This is a genomic window from Pseudomonas zhanjiangensis, assembly GCF_041027545.1.
Taxonomy (GTDB): domain Bacteria; phylum Pseudomonadota; class Gammaproteobacteria; order Pseudomonadales; family Pseudomonadaceae; genus Aquipseudomonas; species Aquipseudomonas zhanjiangensis.
On record NZ_JBFTEG010000007.1, the window covers coordinates 98,645 to 116,030 of the forward strand.

Sequence of the window (17,386 nt, forward strand, 5' to 3'; positions counted from 1 at the left end):
GCGTTATAGTCGCCTTTTCAAATACTGTACCCGCGGGTATTGCACCGGCCGTAACCGTTCGAGGATTTACCGATGAAGTTCGAAGGCACCCAGTCCTACGTCGCCACCGACGACCTCAAGCTCGCGGTCAACGCCGCCATCACCCTGCAGCGGCCGCTGCTGGTCAAGGGCGAACCCGGTACCGGCAAGACCATGCTGGCCGAGCAACTGGCCGAGTCCTTCGGCGCCAAGCTGATCACCTGGCACATCAAGTCCACCACCAAGGCCCACCAGGGCCTCTACGAGTATGATGCCGTCAGCCGTCTGCGCGACTCCCAGCTGGATTCCGACAAGGTCCACGACGTACGCAACTACATCAAGAAGGGCAAGCTGTGGGAGGCCTTCGAGTCCGAGGAGCGGGTAATCCTGCTGATCGACGAGATCGACAAGGCCGACATCGAGTTCCCCAACGACCTGCTGCAGGAACTCGACAAGATGGAGTTCTACGTCTACGAGACCAACGAGACCATCAAGGCCAAGCAGCGGCCGATCATCATCATCACCTCGAACAACGAAAAGGAGCTGCCGGACGCCTTCCTGCGCCGCTGCTTCTTCCACTACATCGCCTTCCCCGATCGCGAGACCCTGAACAAGATCGTCGACGTGCACTACCCGAACATCAAGAAGGACCTGGTCGCCGAGGCCCTCGATGTGTTCTTCGACGTGCGCAAGGTGCCGGGGCTGAAGAAGAAGCCCTCGACCAGCGAACTGGTCGACTGGCTCAAGCTGCTGATGGCCGACAACATCGGCGAGGCGGTGCTGCGTGAGCGCGATCCGACCAAGGCCATCCCGCCGCTGGCCGGCGCCCTGGTGAAGAACGAGCAGGACGTGCAGCTGCTCGAGCGCCTGGCCTTTATGGCGCGCCGCGCCAGCCGCTGATCGCGCCGTAGGGTGGAAGACCGCGAAGCGTCTTCCACCTTGCCCATCACCTACGCCGCACAGGCCCGGTGGATGAGAAGAGCGTCATCCACCCTACGGGTAATCGGGAGAGATCCGCCATGCTGCTCAACCTGTTCAATGAAATGCGCGCGGCCAAGGTGCCGGTATCGGTGCGCGAGCTGCTCGACCTGATCAACGCGTTGAAACACAACGTGGTGTTCGCCGACATGGACGAGTTCTACTTCCTCGCCCGCACCATCCTGGTCAAGGACGAGCGCCACTTCGACAAGTTCGACCGCGCCTTCGGCGCCTACTTCAAGGGCCTGGAAAACCTCAACCAGCACATCGAGGCACTGATCCCCGACGAGTGGCTGCGCAAGGAGTTCGAGCGCTCGCTGAGCGACGAGGAACGCGCCAAGATCGAGTCCCTCGGCGGCCTGGACAAGCTGATCGAGGAATTCAAGAAGCGCCTGGAAGAACAGAAGGAACGCCACGCCGGCGGCAACAAGTGGATCGGCACCGGCGGCACCAGCCCGTTCGGTTCCGGCGGTTTCAATCCGGAAGGCATTCGCGTCGGCGATGCCGGCAAGCGCCAGGGCAAGGCGGTCAAGGTCTGGGACCAGCGCGAGTACAAGAACCTCGACGACCAGGTCGAACTGGGTACGCGCAACATCAAGATCGCCCTGCGCCGCCTGCGCAAGTTCGCCCGCCAGGGCGCCCAGGACGAACTGGACCTGGACGGCACCATCGACCACACCGCCAAGGACGGCGGCCTGCTCAACATCCAGATGCGCCCGGAGCGGCGCAACGCGGTCAAGCTCTTGATCCTGTTCGACATCGGCGGCTCGATGGACGCCCACGTCAAGGTCTGCGAGGAACTGTTCAGCGCCTGCAAGACCGAGTTCAAGCACCTGGAGTACTACTACTTCCACAACTGCGTGTACGAGTCGGTGTGGAAGAACAACCTGCGCCGCACTTCCGAGCGCTTCTCCACCCACGACCTGCTGCACAAGTACGGGCCGGACTACAAGGTGGTGTTCGTCGGCGACGCCGCCATGGCGCCCTACGAGATCACCCAGGCCGGCGGCAGCGTCGAGCACTGGAATGAGGAAGCGGGGCACGTCTGGATCAGGCGCTTCATGGACAAGTACAAGAAGCTCATCTGGATCAACCCCTACCCCAAGGACACCTGGGGCTACACCGCCTCGACCAACATCATCCGCGAGCTGGTGGAGGACCAGATGTACCCCCTGACCCTGCAGGGGCTGGAAGACGGCATGAGATTCCTGTCCAAGTAAGCGAACTGATGTTGCCCACAAAAAAGCGCCCTATCGGCGCTTTTTTGCATTCCCTGCGGTCTTGTCTGCGACAGAGGCCCCTTATCTCCCCCCAAGCGGTTGACCGTCTAGCAGCCACACCTTGGAGCGTCGAAACCAGTGGGCAGATGGAGGGACCTGCACGCTAGGCCGGCTCCCGCAGCGCCCTGCGCAGGATCTTGCCCACATTGGTCTTGGGCAGCTCGTCGCGGAACTCGACGTACTTCGGTTTCTTGTAGCCGGTCAGCTGCCGTTTGCAGTGCTCGAACACCTGCTCGGCGGTCAACGCCTGATCCTTGCGCACCACGAAGACCTTCACCGCCTCGCCGGTACTCGGGTCCGGCACGCCGACACAGGCGCACTCCAGCACGCCAGGCAAACCGGCGATCACCGCCTCGATCTCGTTGGGGTAGACGTTGAAACCCGAGACCAGAATCATGTCCTTCTTGCGATCGACGATGCGGGTGCGGCCGCTCGAGTCCATGATGCCGATGTCGCCCGTCCGGAAGAACCCGTCGGCCGTCATCGCCTGCGCCGTATCATCCTCGCGCTGCCAGTAGCCCGCCATCACCTGCGGGCCACGAATGGCGATTTCCCCGGCTTCGCCAAATGCGAGGCGGCGGCCCTCCTCGTCGAGGATGGCGATCTCGGTCGACGGCAAGGGCAGGCCGATGCCGGCGGCGAACTCACGAATGCCGCAGGGGTTGCAGGTCGCCACCGCCGAGGTCTCGGACAGACCGTAGCCCTGCACGATGGGCACCCCGGTCACCTGCTGCCAGCGATCGGACACTGCCTTCTGCACGGCCATGCCGCCGCCGGTGCAGGCCTTGAGCGCGGAAAAGTCCAGGCCGGCGAACTCGGCCTGATTGAGCAGGCCGTTGTACAGGGTATTGACCCCGGGAAAGATATTGATGCGGTGCTTCTTCAGCTCGCGGACGAAGCCCGGCATGTCGCGCGGATTGGGAATCAGGATGTTGCTGGCACCCAGGCGCAGCCCCATCAGCGCGCAGACGGTCAGGGCGAATACGTGGTAGAGCGGCAGCGCACAGACGATGGTCATGCCCTGATCCCGCGGCCAGTCGGCCAGCGTCGGCTGAAACCAGGCTTCGTTCTGCAGCACATTGGCCACCACGTTGCGGTGCAGCAGCACCGCACCCTTGGACGCCCCCGTGGTGCCCCCGGTGTATTGCAGGAAGGCGATGTCGTCATGGCCGATCTGCACGTCCTTGAGCCGCATACCCGCTGCCTCGCGCATCACCTGGGTGAAGCGCAGAGCCTTGGGCAGGTTGAACCGTGCCACCATCTTCTTCAGGTGGCGCGCCGCGAGGTTGACCAGGGCGCCCTTGACACCCAGCAGGTCACCGGCACTCGCCACCACGACCTGCTGCAACGGGGTGTTGGCCAGCACCTGTTCGACGGTGTGGGCGAAGTTCTCGAGGACGAACAGCACCTGCGCACCGCTATCGACCAACTGATGCTCGAGTTCCCGTGGCGTATACAGCGGGTTGACGTTGACCACGGTATAGCCACCCCGCACCACCGCCGCCATGACCACCGGGTACTGCAGGATGTTGGGCAGCATGATCGCCACCCGGCTGCCGCGCACCAGGCCCTTGCTTTGCAGCCAGGCGGCCAGCGCCGCGGACATCCGGTCCAGTTCGGCGTAGCTCAGCGTGGTGCCCATGCAGCTGTACGCGGTGCGCGGCGCGAAGGTGTGGAACGCCTCCTCCATCAGGTGCGCCAGGGAGCGATACGACGAGCAGTCGATTTCGGCGGCTACGCCTTGCGGGTATGACTCGAGCCAGACTTTGTCCATGTATTGCCTCTTGTACTTGGTGTTGGTGGCGGCCGTGCAGCCAGCCGCATGCTCAGTGATGTCTTCAGCGGAACAGGCGCAACGGCCCATCGAGCCTGCCGCCATCGCCCGCCGCACAGACGAAATGCCGATCCCGCTAACGGGCGAGTAAACGTGCCAGTGCAGCGGTGGGGAACCAGCGCGCGGTGATCAGGCGTCCGGGCCAGCGCGGCGTGGAGTCGGCACTCAGGTCGATCTCGGCCAGGCGCACCAGCTGTTTGCCCTGGCTTTCACCGTTGAGCATGCGAAAGAACGCCTTGGGCACGTTTTCGATACCCTCCAGCACATCGTCCTTGAGCTGTATCTCACCATGGCGCACGCGCTTGGCCAGTTGCACGATGGCCGACATCATCCGCGGTTTGTGATCGAGCAAGACCATGCCCTGCTTGCGGATGCGCTTGGCCAGAATGGCATTGTTGTCGCGGCGCCCCACGTCCTGGCGGGTGTCGCTGAGGTGGCTGATGCCCAGGCGGCCGATGACGATGTGGCGGGCAAAGTCGTTGAAGTGATCCAGCACCGCCTCCGAGATATCGCCACTGGTGTTGTCGAAGTAGATATCGACCCCGTTGGGGCAGGCGCGCGCGATATCCGCAGACAACTGCTCGATGCTCTTGCCGCGATAGCTGACGGCGGCGGCATAGCCCCATTCCTGCTTGGCCTGCTCGGCCTTGTCCTCGCTGCTGACGATCGCCACCGTGCGCAGACCGAAGGATTTGCCGAGCTGCGCGGCGATACTGCCGACCGAGCTGGCGCCGGCCGAGATAAGCAGCGTCTCGCCGGCCTTGGGCCGCCCCAGGTCGAACAAGCCGAAGTAGGCGGTGGCGCCGGTGATGCCCACGGCGCTGAGGTAGGCGGTTGGCTCGGCCAGGCCCAGGTTGATCCGGGTGAAGGCACTGGCGTCGCTGGCGATCAGGTACTCCTGCATGTCGCAGCGTCCCAGCAACACCGTGCCCACCTTGACCGCCGGGTGGCGCGACTCGATCACCTGGGTCAGGCCGTAGGCATGCATGGTTTCGCCCGGCTCGACAGTTTCCGCATAGTTGCTTTCGCCGCGCATGCGCCCGACCAGCGCCGGGTCCATGGACAGGTAGCAATTGCGCCCGAGAAACTCGCCCGCCTTGAGCGCAGGCAAGGGCTGCATGGCGAGGGCGAAGATCTCGGGGCTGGGTCTACCCTCGGGGCGGTGCGTAAAGCGTACAAGACGGTTGTTTCGATTCATGGTCTCTTCTCTGCTCCGGGTGATCGCGGCCAAGGCCGCCGGGCCGGTTCGGTTCATGCGCTTGAGCGCGCCGCTTTGGCCTTCAGGTGCTGAATCCGCGCATCGGCAATGCCGTCGCGGATGAAGGGCGGCGAGAAGCCGTCGTAGAGGCTGTTGTGGATGACACCGTTGGCCAGCATCGCCGGCAACACCCGGGCCGCCTTCAACAGGGGCTCCAAGCAGCGCCAGTCAAGCTCATCGAGGGCGAGATAGCGCTGCTGGACCTGCTCGAAACTCCAGGCGCGGTACTGGGACGTCAGAAAGGTCGTATCGACGCCATAGACCTCGGCTCTGAATGTTTTTTTCCGTTCGCCGCTCGCCAGGGCGGTGCCTGCACTGAACGGGATGTAGGTCATGCCGACGAACGCCAGCAAGGACGCCAGGCCTGCAGGAACACCGCAGCGGATATCGAGCCACTCGCCGAAGCTGGTCTGCCCGACGCCGCCGCGTACATCGCCCAACTCGTGCAGCGTCTCGATCCAGTTGCAGGTGCGTGGGCCATGCAGCTCCATCAGCTCGGCGGAGAACGGGTCCTGGTACAGGTGGGCGAACAGCTGGCCGAATACGGCGAAATCGGCCAGCGAGGGCCTATCCCCCAGGAGAAACTGGTAGTGCTCGAAATGGCCGTCGAGGATCGCCAGCAGATCGATCAACTGCTGATCCAGGCTGGCCCTGACCCCTTCGCCGTCCAGCCCCAGCGCCTGGTCGAAGCCGCTCTGGCGCTGCAACACCATTGGCGCCATCTGCCCAGGCCGCATTTGCGGCAGGCCATAGCAGAGGGCGCGCGCCAGGCGGTGGCTGAGCGCGCTGCGATTCTGCAGATTGCCCCAGCGATAGTGCATGGAAAGGCGCACCAGATACTCGTCGGCGAAGTCCTCGATCAGCCACATCAGGAAAGCCAGACGAGGATCGTCCGGAATGCAGGGCCTGGACCTGTAGCGTTCCTCGAACAGCTGCATGATCGGCGTGGTGTCCTGCAGCACCTGCTCATCGGCCGTGAGCATCACCGGAATGATGCTCATGCCGACCTGGCTCGGGATGCGCTGCATATAGGCATGGGCATTGTTGCGCATGCGCTGATAGGGGATGCCCTTGTAGTGCAGGTAGGCGCGCAGCTTCCAGGAATAGGGCGAGTTGTTGTCGCACCAGATCCGGTAGCAGGTCTGGCCGTCAGCCAGGTTCATCTCCCGCTCGATGGTCTGCGCTTCGCGGTGCAGATTGGCCTTGTGCTCAGTGGTCATGGCGCACCTCCCCGTTCGGGCCGAGTCGGTCGAGCTGAAAGCGGCGGCGCAGAAGGCGGTCCTTCCACGCCAGCGGTAACAGGCGTTGGGCCAGCGGCATCAGGGTGCTGCCATGGCCGATGCGCGCCTCGGCCGGCGGGGCCTTGGCCAGCAGCTTTGCCACCAGCGTCCTGGCGAAGGCTTTGGGGCTGGTGGGCGACTCGGACGAGATCTGGGCGCGCTGCTCGATGGCGGCGGCGATCGCCCGGTAACGCGAGTCGGCGGCCAGGGTGGCGCCGAGGCGGCGCGCCGCGTTGTCGCCAAAGGCCGAAGCCACCGCGCCGGGATAGACTGTCATCACCTGTATGCCCAGCGGCGCCAGCTCCATCCGCAGCACGTCCGACAGGGCGTGCAGGGCGGCCTTGGAGGCGCAGTAGGCACCGGAGAACGGCGTGGCCAGGATGCCCGCCGAACTGCCGATATTGACGATCAAGGGCTTTGCGCCCTCGAGCAACAGCGGCAGCAACTGCCGGCTGAGCGCCAGGGGCGCGAACACATTGGTGGCGAACTGCGCCTGCACCTCGGCCGCCTGCATTTCCAGCAAGGGTCCCATGGCGCCGTAGCCGGCGTTGTTGATCAAACCGTCGAGGTAGCCGGCGTGCGCCCGGATCTGCTCGAACGCCGCACCAATCTGGCCGGCATCGGTGACGTCCAGCCGCAGGGGAATCAAGCTCCGGCTGGCGATGCTCGCCAGGCTTTGCGGGTTGCGTACCCCGGCGAACACGGTGTGTCCCTGGGCCGACAACTGCAGGGCCAGTTCGCGGCCGATGCCGCTGGAGCATCCGCTAATCAGATAGATCCTGCTCATGCCTCTACTCCGGCGTCGACGGCAGAAAGCTCTCGCGGGCTTTGCCACTGCTGCACATGGGTCGCACAACGCTCCAGCCACGCTCGCACCCGTTGGAACGGCTGCAGGCAGGCGCCGAGCCCGATCGCGGCAAAGCTGTCGAGGCGGGTGTACAGCAGCAGGTCGGCGTAGCTGAAGCGCGCGCCGACCAGCCAGGGGCGATCGTCCAGGGCATCGTCGAGCAACTGCAGCTTTTCCCGCAGGATCTGCTGTGCCTGCTCACGGTTGTAGGCGCGGACCTCGGCCGCTGCCGCCAGCCGGCCCTGCTGCTCGGCCAGATGATCGAGGAGAAAGGGCTGATACTCCTTCTCCATGCCGCTGTCGAAGGCGCTCCACATGCGGATCTGCGCCAGCGCCAGCGGCTGACTGCTGAACAGGCTGTCCGGCTCCTCGTTGCCCAGCAGGTATTCCGCGATCTTCAGCGAGTCGATCACCAGGCGATCGCCATGCTGCAACACCGGGACTTCCGCCACCGGATTCGAACGCAGCAAGGTGGGCAGCCCCTCCTCGCCGGCCAGCAGGTCGACCTCCTGGTAGCGATAGGGCACGCCCATGCCGCGCAATACCAGAAGCAACCGGCGCGTCAGGGGGCAATGCTGGAAGCCGTACAGGGTGAGGCCAGAGGCCTGCGCATCGGCGGCCTGGAGCAGGGCCTGACGCTCGGCCGAAGTCAGGCTGTGCATGCGCGCCTGACCCAGCAGCGGGGTCGCCCCGGGCTGCGTGCTTGCCAGCTGCCGCTGGGTAATCGGCGTGAAGGCCTCGTTGATGCCGAGCTTGCGGCGCAATATCGGTCGCAGCAGCGCCAGCACCGCGCGCTGGCCGAGGCTGCGCCGCGCCGGCGGCGTATAGGCGATGCGGCAGATCAGTTGCAGCACGCCCTTGGCGCGCAGCTTCAGCAGCACCTTTTCCTCCTCGCTCTGACTCTCGACGAAGGAGTGACGCTGCTCCAGGGCGGCCATCCAGCGGGTCAGGTTCGGGTACTGCTGGGCGCTCAGGCTGACCCCAACGATCGGGAACATCTTCAGCCGCGGATAGATGAGGATGTCGGCCATGCCGAAACGCGTGCCGACCAGGAAGTCCCGGCCGGCCAGGGCGTTTTCCACCCGGGTGGCGAACTGGCGCAGGCGCTTCTTGTGCTGCGCCTGTTGGGCCGGCGTCAGCACCTGCAGGTTCCACACCTTGGCCTCCCAGGCCAGATGCGCCGGGTTGTCGGTGGCCCGCGCCGCCTTGGCGATGAACTCGGCGCGGTCGCAGGCGATATGGTTCAACGGCCCCATCACCACCGCATACATCAGGTTGCGGTAGACCCGCGCCATGGCCAGCTCGAGATTCTGCCACTGGCGCACCTCGAGGCGCTCCGGCAGCGTATCGGGGTACAGGGGCACCTGCACGAAGACATCTTCCAGGTAGTCGCAGATAACCGACGACTCGTAGATCACCGCGCCGTTGTGGGACAGCGCCGGCACCACGCCATTAGGGTTGATACGCAGGTAAGCCGGGGATTTCTGCTCCATTCGCGCCAGGTTGATGATCTCCCGGGTGAAGGGAATGCCCTTCTCCAGCAGGCAGATCTTTACCCGCCGGACACAGGGTGAATTGGCGAAATCGTAGAGCACGAGACTATTGGATGCGGTCATGGTGGCCTCAATAGGCTGGCGAAAGGTAGTGACTGTCCAACTCGGGTTGGCAGCCGATGCTGTCGAGGTAGCGGTTCAATTGCCGATCGAGCTGTCGCGGCGAGCAGCGCAGCACCATCATCCGGTCGGGGCGCACCAGCACCACGGGGCGGCGCCCTGCCAGCCAGCGGTAGTCCCCCCGGCTATCGCTCAGCGCGCCGACCTTGGGCCGACTGGCGATGGTCAGCGAACGGCCATCCAGCTGCCGCCAGCGCTGCAGCGTGCTGTCGGCGAGGAACCGGAGCGGGTCGCAGTCGGCGCCGATCAGGTGGAACTGGCCGGCCAGGTGGGCGTCCAGCGACACCACTCGGCCCTGCTCGTCGAACAAGGGCTGCTGTGGAATCTCGATACCCAGGTGCAAGGCCCTGCCGCGCCACAGGTGCGCCCAGCGCGAACCGTTGATGTGGTTGCAAGGCTTCTTCAGCCGCAGGCCCTTGTTTTCGGAGTGCAGACCTAACCACTTGAGACCGCGAAATACGCCGTCGCGCAGGGACGCCGACCAGCGCCGCTGGGGCAAGATGGTGACCCCGACGAAGCGCGCGAAGTCGATAACCTGCCGGGCCTGTGGCCGGCGCTCGCGGTCATAGCTGTCGAGAATCTGCTCGCCCAAGCGGCCACGCAGAACAGCGGCCAGCTTCCAGCTCAGATTGTGGGCATCGCGCAGCCCCGCCATCATGCCCTGACCGGCAAACGGCGGCGTGATGTGGGCGGCATCCCCCAGCAGGAACACCCGGCCATCGCGAAAGCGCTCCGCCACCCGGGCGTGAAAGGTGTAGACGGCGCGGCGTTCCACCTGCATCGCCTTGGCGTCGCCCCAGGGCTCAAGCAGCTGGCGCACGCTGGCGTCGCTGAGCATCTGTTGGTGGGATTCGCCATCCTTGATCAGGAACTCCCAGCGGCGCTTGCCGAAGGGCGCCGACATGGTCACCCCCGGCCGTCGTGGATCGCACAGGAAGACCAACTCATGATTGGGACAAGGGTCCTTGCCGACGTCGAGGATCAGCCAGTCCTGGGCGTAGGTCTTGCCCTTGAAGTCCAGCCCCAGCACCTTGCGCACGGTGCTGCGGGCCCCATCGGCGGCCAGCAGGTATTGGCAGGTCACCTGCCTGCGCCGGCCCTGAGCATCCTTCAGCCACAGCCTCACACCGCTGTCCAGCTGATCGATCTGCAGGCACTCGCAGGCAGTCTCGAGCTGGACGCTGGGATGGCGCTGCAAGCCATCGCGCAGCTGTCGCTCCAGATGCGGCTGGTAGAACATGTGCTGCTCGGCAAAGCCGTTGACCTGCGCCCCGGTGTCGGCATGGAAGATCTCCTGACCGCCCGTGGCCAGGAAACGCACCTTGTCGATCAGGCGCATGTCCTGCAGAGCGCGCTGGTACAAGCCGATGCCCTGCAGGATGCGCGCACCTTCGTTGCACATGCCGATGGCTCGCGGGATCGGCAGGACGTCGGCGGCCTTATCGACCACCAGGGTGTCGATTCCCTGGCTGCCCAGGAGGTTGGCTGCGGTGACCCCACAGGGCCCCGCGCCAATGATCACGACATCGAAATGCCCGGTTTGACTGGCCATAGCGCCTCTCCTCACTCAACCCTGAACGATGGTGTTGCGCTGCCGGCCCAGGTCGATGACGCCATCGGCGCTACGGATGGACAGCTCCATCACGTCACCCGGCTGCAGGTAGTCGGAGCGTTTGCCCTGCATCTTGCGGAAGAGGTTCCACTTCTTGCGCTCCGGCAGCAGACCGACGAGCCTGACCAGCAGCGGCGACGGGATGCCCAGGGCGCAACCGGCCGGCGTGCCGGTCAGCACCAGATCACCGACGTTCAGATGGGCAATCTGGGTCAGCTCGCTGAGGGTCTGCGCCGGCTTGAACACCATGTCGCCGCTGCTTTCACGCTGGCGTGTGCGGCCATTGACGCTCAGCTGCAACTCGAGCTTGTTCAGGTAGTGGAACTCTTGCGGCTCCAGCAGACAGAGCACCGGCCCCACGGGGCAGAAGCTGCGATAGCTCTTGCCCTTGTAAAACTGCATCTGCGGCAGCTGCACGTCCCGCGCCGAGACGTCGTTGCCGATCACCAGTCCGGCGATCACGTCGGGCAGATCGCCTTCATGAATCTCGCGCGGTTCGCTGATGTCGGCGCCGATGACCAGCCCCAACTCGACCTCGTAGTCCAGCAGGGCGACGTGCGCGGGGCGTACGACCTCGTCGGTCGGCCCGGTGATGCTGGCGGCCGACTTGTTGAAGATCATGTTGAATTTCTTGTCGTCGGGGTTCATCCCCGAGTCGACCATGTGCTGCCGATAGTTGGCCCCCTGGCACAGCACCTGGCACGGCGCGGTGACCGGCGCCAGCAGCTTGACCTGATCGAGGGCGATCGCACGGCTCTTGCCCGGCAGCTTGCGCGACAAGGCGAACGCCTGCTTGCGCCCGGTGCGTAGGAAATCGGCCGTCGTCGGGTACTGCCCCTCGAGCGGATAGATGGCGCCATCGAGCACGCCCCATTGAATCTCGTCGCGGCCATGGGCGACGAAACGAACCACGTTACAAGCCATATCAGATCCTCTTCGGATGAAAGGGTCAGGAGTTGACGGCCTTGAGCAGGCGCTTGATCCGACCCAGGGTCAGGTCGTCCTTGCGCAGCAGGCGTTTGACGACCGAGCGCACAACCGCCAGCGGACGGTTCTGGCCGGTGATGTCCTTGGAAATCTCCGGCCCCCACTGGTGCTGGGCATGGGAATCGAACAGGCAGTAGCCGGTGGGATGATCCGCAGCGAACACATCGCCATCGACGTAGTGCTCGAACACATCCCCGTTGGGCTCGCGCCAGTAATCGAAGATCTGGCTGCCCAGCACATGCCGGCCGAATCCCCAGGAGTGCGAATATTTCTTGTTCTTCAGCCAGGTGTGACCGACCAGCAGGTCTTCCAGGTCGTCCAACTCGAATGCCGAGTGGGCGTGCCCGAGCAGGGGGGCGGTGGCCACGGCGAAGGTGTGGTGATCCACCGGCCGCTCACCGCAGTCGCAGCGCATGAAGGCGACGACGGGCAGCGGATCCTCGGGCAGGAACTGGAAGTCCGAAACGATCATGCCGAGGGTCTGCTGGTACCAGTTCAGCGAGGCCTGCATGCTCGCCACGCTGTGCACCGTGTGGCCCAGCTTGTAGACGCGCGAGGGTTGCAGCCGGCTGTGCGCCATGTCGCCCAGGCGCAGCTTGTTGTCACCGGCATGGTTCCACTGCCGCGGCTCCGGCTCGGACAAGGCCTCGAGCGACTTGAGCCCGGCGCAGACTTCGACGACCAAGCCGTCCGGATCTTTGAGCGCGACGAAACGCCCGCCCAGCTCATCCGGATGCTGCTGAACCGGCACGGCAAAGCGCCTTGACAGGGTTTCCAGGTCTTCTTCGCTGGCCAGCATGCCGATTCGGGCGAAGCCCTTGGCCCCCTTCTCCAGCACCAGCATCTGATGAGCCGTGCTCAGCCCGCGCAGGTAGATCACTTCATCGGAGCGCGCATCGATCAGCAAACCGAAATCCGTGAAGAAGCGAGCCGCCTCATCGAGATCGGGCCGCGTGAGCACCAGATAGGCCAGGGCTTGAACCTTCACCACTGGTTCGCTGGCCCGCTCGCTGACGATGCAATCGGCTTCCAGCTGCATCTGCAGCTGATCGGTAACACGGCTCATGGCGTCCTCCGCTCGGTCGTTTACGCCCCATTGGGCGGCTTGCGGCACACTATGAACGAACAATCGTCATTTGTGAATCTTTTTCAGTTTTTCTCGCTGCGCGCTGACCAGAAGTTGTTAAAATGGCCGCCCGCCCATTCGGATAGGCATCACCATGACCGCTGAAACCACTCAGCCATCGCGCGCCGTACGCAAGCGCGAACGGACCCGCGACACGCTGCTAACCGCCATGCAGCTGTGCCTGCTGGAGAAGGGCTACGAGAAAACCAATATCAGCGACCTGACCGAGCAGGCCGATGTCGGCCTGGGGACCTTCTACAACTACTACGATTCCAAGGCGGACATACTCGCGGCGGTCATCCAGTTGGTACTGCGCAACTACCATCTGGAGGTCGACCAGGTGACAGCTGGGCTGGAGGACCCAGCCGAGCGTCTGGCCGCATCGATGCACTACACCTTCAACCTGTTCTGCGACACCGCTGGTTTCAGCAAGCTGCTGTTCGAAAGCGGCGTTCCGCTGGAGCTTTATGCCAACGATATTCGTGAGCGCGCCAAGCAGGACATGCAAGCGGGCATCGACAAGAATCGCTTTCAGGTCAACGACCTGATGATCACACTCAATATGATCACCGGCAGCACGCTCTATTCGGGCGCCGACCTGTACCGGGGAAACATGGCGCCCAGCGCCATTCCGAAGATCATCGAGAACTTTCTGCTGCTGGTCGGCATGAGTTCGGCGGAAGCCAAGCGGATTTCGCAGATCGAATACCCGCTCCCCGCCAAGACCCGGTTCCCCATCTCGCTGATCGCCCTGAACGAGCGTGAGCGTGAACTCAAGGGTCAGTTGAACGAGCAGCCCTAAGCTCGCCAGCTTGCTGCGCCATTCCCATTCCGCAGCAATCAGCCAGGGCCGCTCGGCCCTGAGCTGATGCCGGCGCGACGCTCTCGCTCCAGCCTCCCGCCCGAGACTGGCCACACGGCCGGATCGCCTCCCCGCCTCCAGGCCCCATGGGCCGACAACTCGCCACGTTGCCCTCCCTTCGCTGAGTGACTGCATGCCGCCCTGCACTCCTGCTCACAGCTGATCGCCCAGCCAGAGCCCTCCGACCAAGGCGCGCCGCTCCAAGTTGAGCCGGCCGTCGCAAAAATATGACACCCACACATAATTGAATAATATTCAGAATTGAATTAACGTCACAAGGGTAAGGAGCTAGGCCGAGGGACCACTCCTTCAACCCCGGCATCACCGGTGGGGGAGCGCCTTGCAACGCAGTTGAGCAGCGTAAAGAACAACAACAAGAGAGGAAGTGGACGTGAACAGCAGAAGAATTCCCTGGCGGCGCGCCCGCCTGTCACTTGCCATTGGCCTGACCAGCAGCCTGGCCACCCCGGCCTTCGCCGTGACCTTCAACCTCGGCGAGATCGAGGGACAATTCGACTCCTCGCTCAGCGTCGGTGCCAGCTGGGCACTGCGCGACGCCGATAGCGAACTGATCGGCGAGACCAATGGCGGCAAGGGTTTTGCCAGCATTTCCGACGATGGGCGGCTGAACTTCAAGAAAGGTGAAACCTTCTCGAAGATCTTCAAGGGGCTGCACGACCTCGAACTGAAGTACGGCGACAGCGGCGTCTTCGTTCGCGGCAAGTACTGGTACGACTTCGAGTTGAAGGACGAAAGCCGCCCCTTCAAGGCCATCGATGACAGTAACCGCAAGGAAGGCGCCAAGGCCTCCGGGGCCGAGCTGCTCGATGCCTTCCTCTACCACAATTACGTGATCGGCGAACTGCCCGGCACCGTCCGCCTGGGCAAGCAGGTGGTCAGCTGGGGGGAAAGCACCTTCATCCAGGGCGGCATCAACAGTATCAACCCGGTGGACGTCTCGGCATTTCGCCGCCCCGGTGCCGAGATCAAGGAGGGTTTGATCCCGGTGAGCATGTTCTACCTGTCGCAGAACCTGACCGACAACCTCTCGCTGGAAGGCTTCTACCAGCTGGATTGGCAGCAGACGGTGGTGGACAACTGCGGCACCTTCTTCTCGCAGAACGACTTCGCCGCCGATGGCTGCGAAAGCGCCGCGATCGGCCCTGACCTCAGCGCCAACCCCGTGGCCCAGGCGGCGCTCGCCCCTTTCGGCGTCAACCTGGGCGCCGAAGGCATAGTGGTTTCCCGCGCGGCCGATGAGGATGCCCGTGACGGCGGTCAGTGGGGCACTGCACTGCGCTGGTTCGTGCCCGAGCTGGACAGCGAGTTCGGCGCCTACTTCATCAACTACCACAGCCGTCAGCCCAGCATCAACCTGATCGCCAGCCCGCACATCGCCGACCTGAGTTTCGTGCCGCAACTGTGCGCCAACCTGGGGATAGCCGATCCCATGGTGTGCGCAGGTGCGCTCGGGGCGAACCTCGATCAGCTGGTTGCTTCCTACCGCCTCGGCACCGCTCAGTACCAAGTCGCCTACCCGGAAGATATCCGCCTATACGGCCTGAGCTTCTCCACCACCCTGCCAAGCAACACCGCCCTGTCCGGCGAGATCAGCTACCGGCCCAATCTTCCAATCCAGATCAATGCGGTCGACCTCAGCATGATGGGTACCGGCGGCGGCTCGGTGGCCAATTCCGAGCTGATCAAGGGCTACCAACGCAAGCCGGTCACCCAGGCGCAGGTCACCGCCATGCACTTCTTCGAGCAGGTGATGGGCGCCGAGCGCCTGACCCTGATCGGCGAGGTCGGCCTGGTGCATGTCAGCGACCTGGACGGCAAAGGCGGTACGCGCTTCGGCCGCGACCCCGTATATGGCTCGGGTGCGCTCTACCCGGATAACAATCTCTGTCGCAATCTGGTCAGCCCGGTCACTGCGCAGAACTGCAACGAGGACGGCTTCGTCACTCCAAACTCCTGGGGCTACAAGCTGCGCGCCATCTGGGAATACAACGACCTGATCCCAGGCGTGACGCTCAAGCCCAATCTGGCCTGGTCGCACGATGTCGAGGGTTACGCCCCTGAGCCCGGCTTCAACGAGGGCAGCAAGGCCATCAGCCTGGGCCTGGATGCCGAGTACCTCAACACCTACAGCGCCAGCCTGTCGTACACCGACTTCTTCGGCGGCTCCTACAACACCAACGTCGATCGCGACTTCCTCGCGTTCAGTGTCGGTATGTCCTTCTAAAGCAGGCGAGAAGACCATGAAACAGATGATTCAGACCACGGCCCTGGGCCTAACTCTCATGGCCAGTTCCGCACTGGCGGCCGTGCCGGCCGAACGGGCCGCGCAACTCGGCCACAGCCTCACCCCCCTGGGCGCCGAACAGGCCGGCAATGCCGACGGCAGCATTCCCGCCTGGAGCGGCGGCCTGGCAAAAACCAGCGGTGAGCGCAATGCCGATGGCTTTCTCGATGATCCCTACGCCGACGAGCAACCGCTGTTCACCATAGATGCGCAGAACGTCGCCCAGTATCGGGAGAAACTGAGCGCCGGCCAGCTCGCCATGCTGCAGCGCTACCCCAAGACCTATCGCTTGCCCATCTACCCCAGCCACCGCAGCGTCGCCCTGCCGGAGTCCGTCTACCGCGCGGCGCAACAGAACGCACTCAACACCCAATTGATTGGAAACGGCAATGGCCTGAGCCACTTCGAGACGGCCTATCCCTTTCCCATTGCGCAGAACGGTCAGGAGGTGATCTGGAACCACATCACCCGCTACCGGGGCGGCAGCATGCGGCGTACCAGCGTGCAGGCCACGCCCCAGCATGACGGGACCTTCACCCCCATCTACTTCCACCAGCAGTTCAGCTACCGCGACCAGTTGAGCGACTTCGACCCCGCCAAGCCGGACAACATCCTGTTCTATTTCAAGGAGCGGGTCAGCTCTCCGGCCCGCCTGGCCGGGAACGTGGTGCTGGTTCATGAAACCCTCAATCAGGTCGAAGAACCGCGCAAGGCCTGGCTATATAACGCCGGCCAGAGGCGGGTCCGGCGGGCGCCCCAGGTAGCCTATGACGGCCCCTACCCGGGCTCCGAAGGCCTGCGCGTCGCCGACAATTTCGACATGTTCAACGGGGCGCTGGATCGCTACGACTGGCAGCTGATCGGCAAACGCGAGCTGTTCATTCCCTACAACAGCTTCAAGCTGGACTCACCCAAGCTCAACTATCGGGACATCGTTCAGGCCGGTCACCTCAACCCGGACTTCACCCGCTACGAGCTGCATCGCGTCTGGGTGGTGGAAGCCAAGCTGAAGCCCGGCGAGCGGCATGTCTATGCCAAGCGGACGTTCTACCTCGACGAAGACTCCTGGCAGATCGTCCTGGCCGAACACTACGACTCGCGCGGCATCCTCTGGCGCGCGGCCGAAGGACACCTGCAACCCTACTACGACGTCCAGGTGCCCTGGCTAGCCGTGGAAACCACCCATGACCTGATCAATGGTCGCTATATCGTGTCCGGCATGAAGAACGAGGAGAAACGGCCCGTCGAATTTGGTATCCGCAGCCTCGCCGCCGACTACACCCCGACCGCCCTGCGCAACGCCGGCGTGCGCTGAGCGCCAATTGT

Annotated in this window: 13 protein-coding genes; 5 read left to right on the forward strand and 8 right to left on the reverse strand. The window is 64.0% G+C overall.

The window, feature by feature from the left end; translation table 11 throughout:
• Positions 1-72: 72 nt before the first annotated feature.
• Together AB5S05_RS10785 and AB5S05_RS10790 are read left to right on the forward strand one after the other, a co-directional pair.
• Entirely contained in the window at positions 73-918 is an 846-nt protein-coding gene (locus AB5S05_RS10785; RefSeq protein WP_369287516.1) for an AAA family ATPase, read from the forward strand.
• A gap of 119 nt (positions 919-1,037) precedes the next feature.
• Positions 1,038-2,216: a vWA domain-containing protein gene (locus AB5S05_RS10790; RefSeq protein WP_369287517.1), complete on the forward strand. Its 1,179-nt coding sequence runs from the start codon at positions 1,038-1,040 to the stop codon at positions 2,214-2,216.
• Between the two features lie 163 nt (positions 2,217-2,379).
• Here the strand turns inward: AB5S05_RS10790 and AB5S05_RS10795 are convergent, their stop codons facing one another.
• The 8 genes from AB5S05_RS10795 to AB5S05_RS10830 form a co-directional block, all read right to left on the reverse strand.
• Positions 2,380-4,050, reverse strand: coding sequence for a long-chain-fatty-acid--CoA ligase (locus AB5S05_RS10795; protein ID WP_369287518.1), 1,671 nt, complete (start codon positions 4,048-4,050; stop codon positions 2,380-2,382).
• A 136-nt stretch (positions 4,051-4,186) separates the two neighbouring features.
• Positions 4,187-5,308, reverse strand: coding sequence for a zinc-binding dehydrogenase (locus AB5S05_RS10800; protein ID WP_369287519.1), 1,122 nt, complete (start codon positions 5,306-5,308; stop codon positions 4,187-4,189).
• Positions 5,309-5,361: 53 nt separating this feature from the next.
• Entirely contained in the window at positions 5,362-6,588 is a 1,227-nt protein-coding gene (locus AB5S05_RS10805; RefSeq protein WP_369287520.1) for a glutathione S-transferase family protein, read from the reverse strand.
• Positions 6,578-7,435 carry an SDR family NAD(P)-dependent oxidoreductase gene (locus tag AB5S05_RS10810; protein ID WP_369287521.1) on the reverse strand — a complete coding sequence of 286 codons (858 nt, stop codon included), beginning with the start codon at positions 7,433-7,435 and terminating at the stop codon, positions 6,578-6,580. Before AB5S05_RS10810 ends, AB5S05_RS10805 begins: the two co-directional genes overlap by 11 nt.
• Positions 7,432-9,111 (reverse strand): glutathione S-transferase family protein, encoded by a 1,680-nt coding sequence (locus AB5S05_RS10815; protein WP_369287522.1) that lies wholly within the window; start codon positions 9,109-9,111, stop codon positions 7,432-7,434. Before AB5S05_RS10815 ends, AB5S05_RS10810 begins: the two co-directional genes overlap by 4 nt.
• A gap of 7 nt (positions 9,112-9,118) precedes the next feature.
• Complete coding sequence (gene mhpA / locus AB5S05_RS10820) at positions 9,119-10,720, reverse strand: bifunctional 3-(3-hydroxy-phenyl)propionate/3-hydroxycinnamic acid hydroxylase MhpA (RefSeq protein WP_369287523.1); 1,602 nt, start codon at positions 10,718-10,720, stop codon at positions 9,119-9,121.
• A 15-nt stretch (positions 10,721-10,735) separates the two neighbouring features.
• Positions 10,736-11,704 (reverse strand): fumarylacetoacetate hydrolase family protein, encoded by a 969-nt coding sequence (locus tag AB5S05_RS10825; protein ID WP_369287524.1) that lies wholly within the window; start codon positions 11,702-11,704, stop codon positions 10,736-10,738.
• 25 nt (positions 11,705-11,729) lie between these two features.
• The gene (locus AB5S05_RS10830) at positions 11,730-12,833 is read right to left on the reverse strand and encodes a VOC family protein (RefSeq protein WP_369287525.1); all 1,104 of its coding nucleotides are present in this window, start codon (positions 12,831-12,833) and stop codon (positions 11,730-11,732) included.
• A gap of 154 nt (positions 12,834-12,987) precedes the next feature.
• On the opposite strand from AB5S05_RS10830, the gene AB5S05_RS10835 reads away from it, so the two are divergent.
• The 3 genes from AB5S05_RS10835 (at position 12,988) to AB5S05_RS10845 (ending at position 17,375) form a co-directional block, all read left to right on the forward strand.
• Complete coding sequence (locus AB5S05_RS10835) at positions 12,988-13,695, forward strand: TetR/AcrR family transcriptional regulator (RefSeq protein ID WP_369287526.1); 708 nt, start codon at positions 12,988-12,990, stop codon at positions 13,693-13,695.
• A gap of 451 nt (positions 13,696-14,146) precedes the next feature.
• Positions 14,147-16,000, forward strand: coding sequence for a DUF1302 domain-containing protein (locus tag AB5S05_RS10840; protein ID WP_369287527.1), 1,854 nt, complete (start codon positions 14,147-14,149; stop codon positions 15,998-16,000).
• 16 nt (positions 16,001-16,016) lie between these two features.
• Positions 16,017-17,375, forward strand: coding sequence for a DUF1329 domain-containing protein (locus tag AB5S05_RS10845; protein ID WP_369287528.1), 1,359 nt, complete (start codon positions 16,017-16,019; stop codon positions 17,373-17,375).
• Positions 17,376-17,386 lie beyond the last annotated feature (11 nt).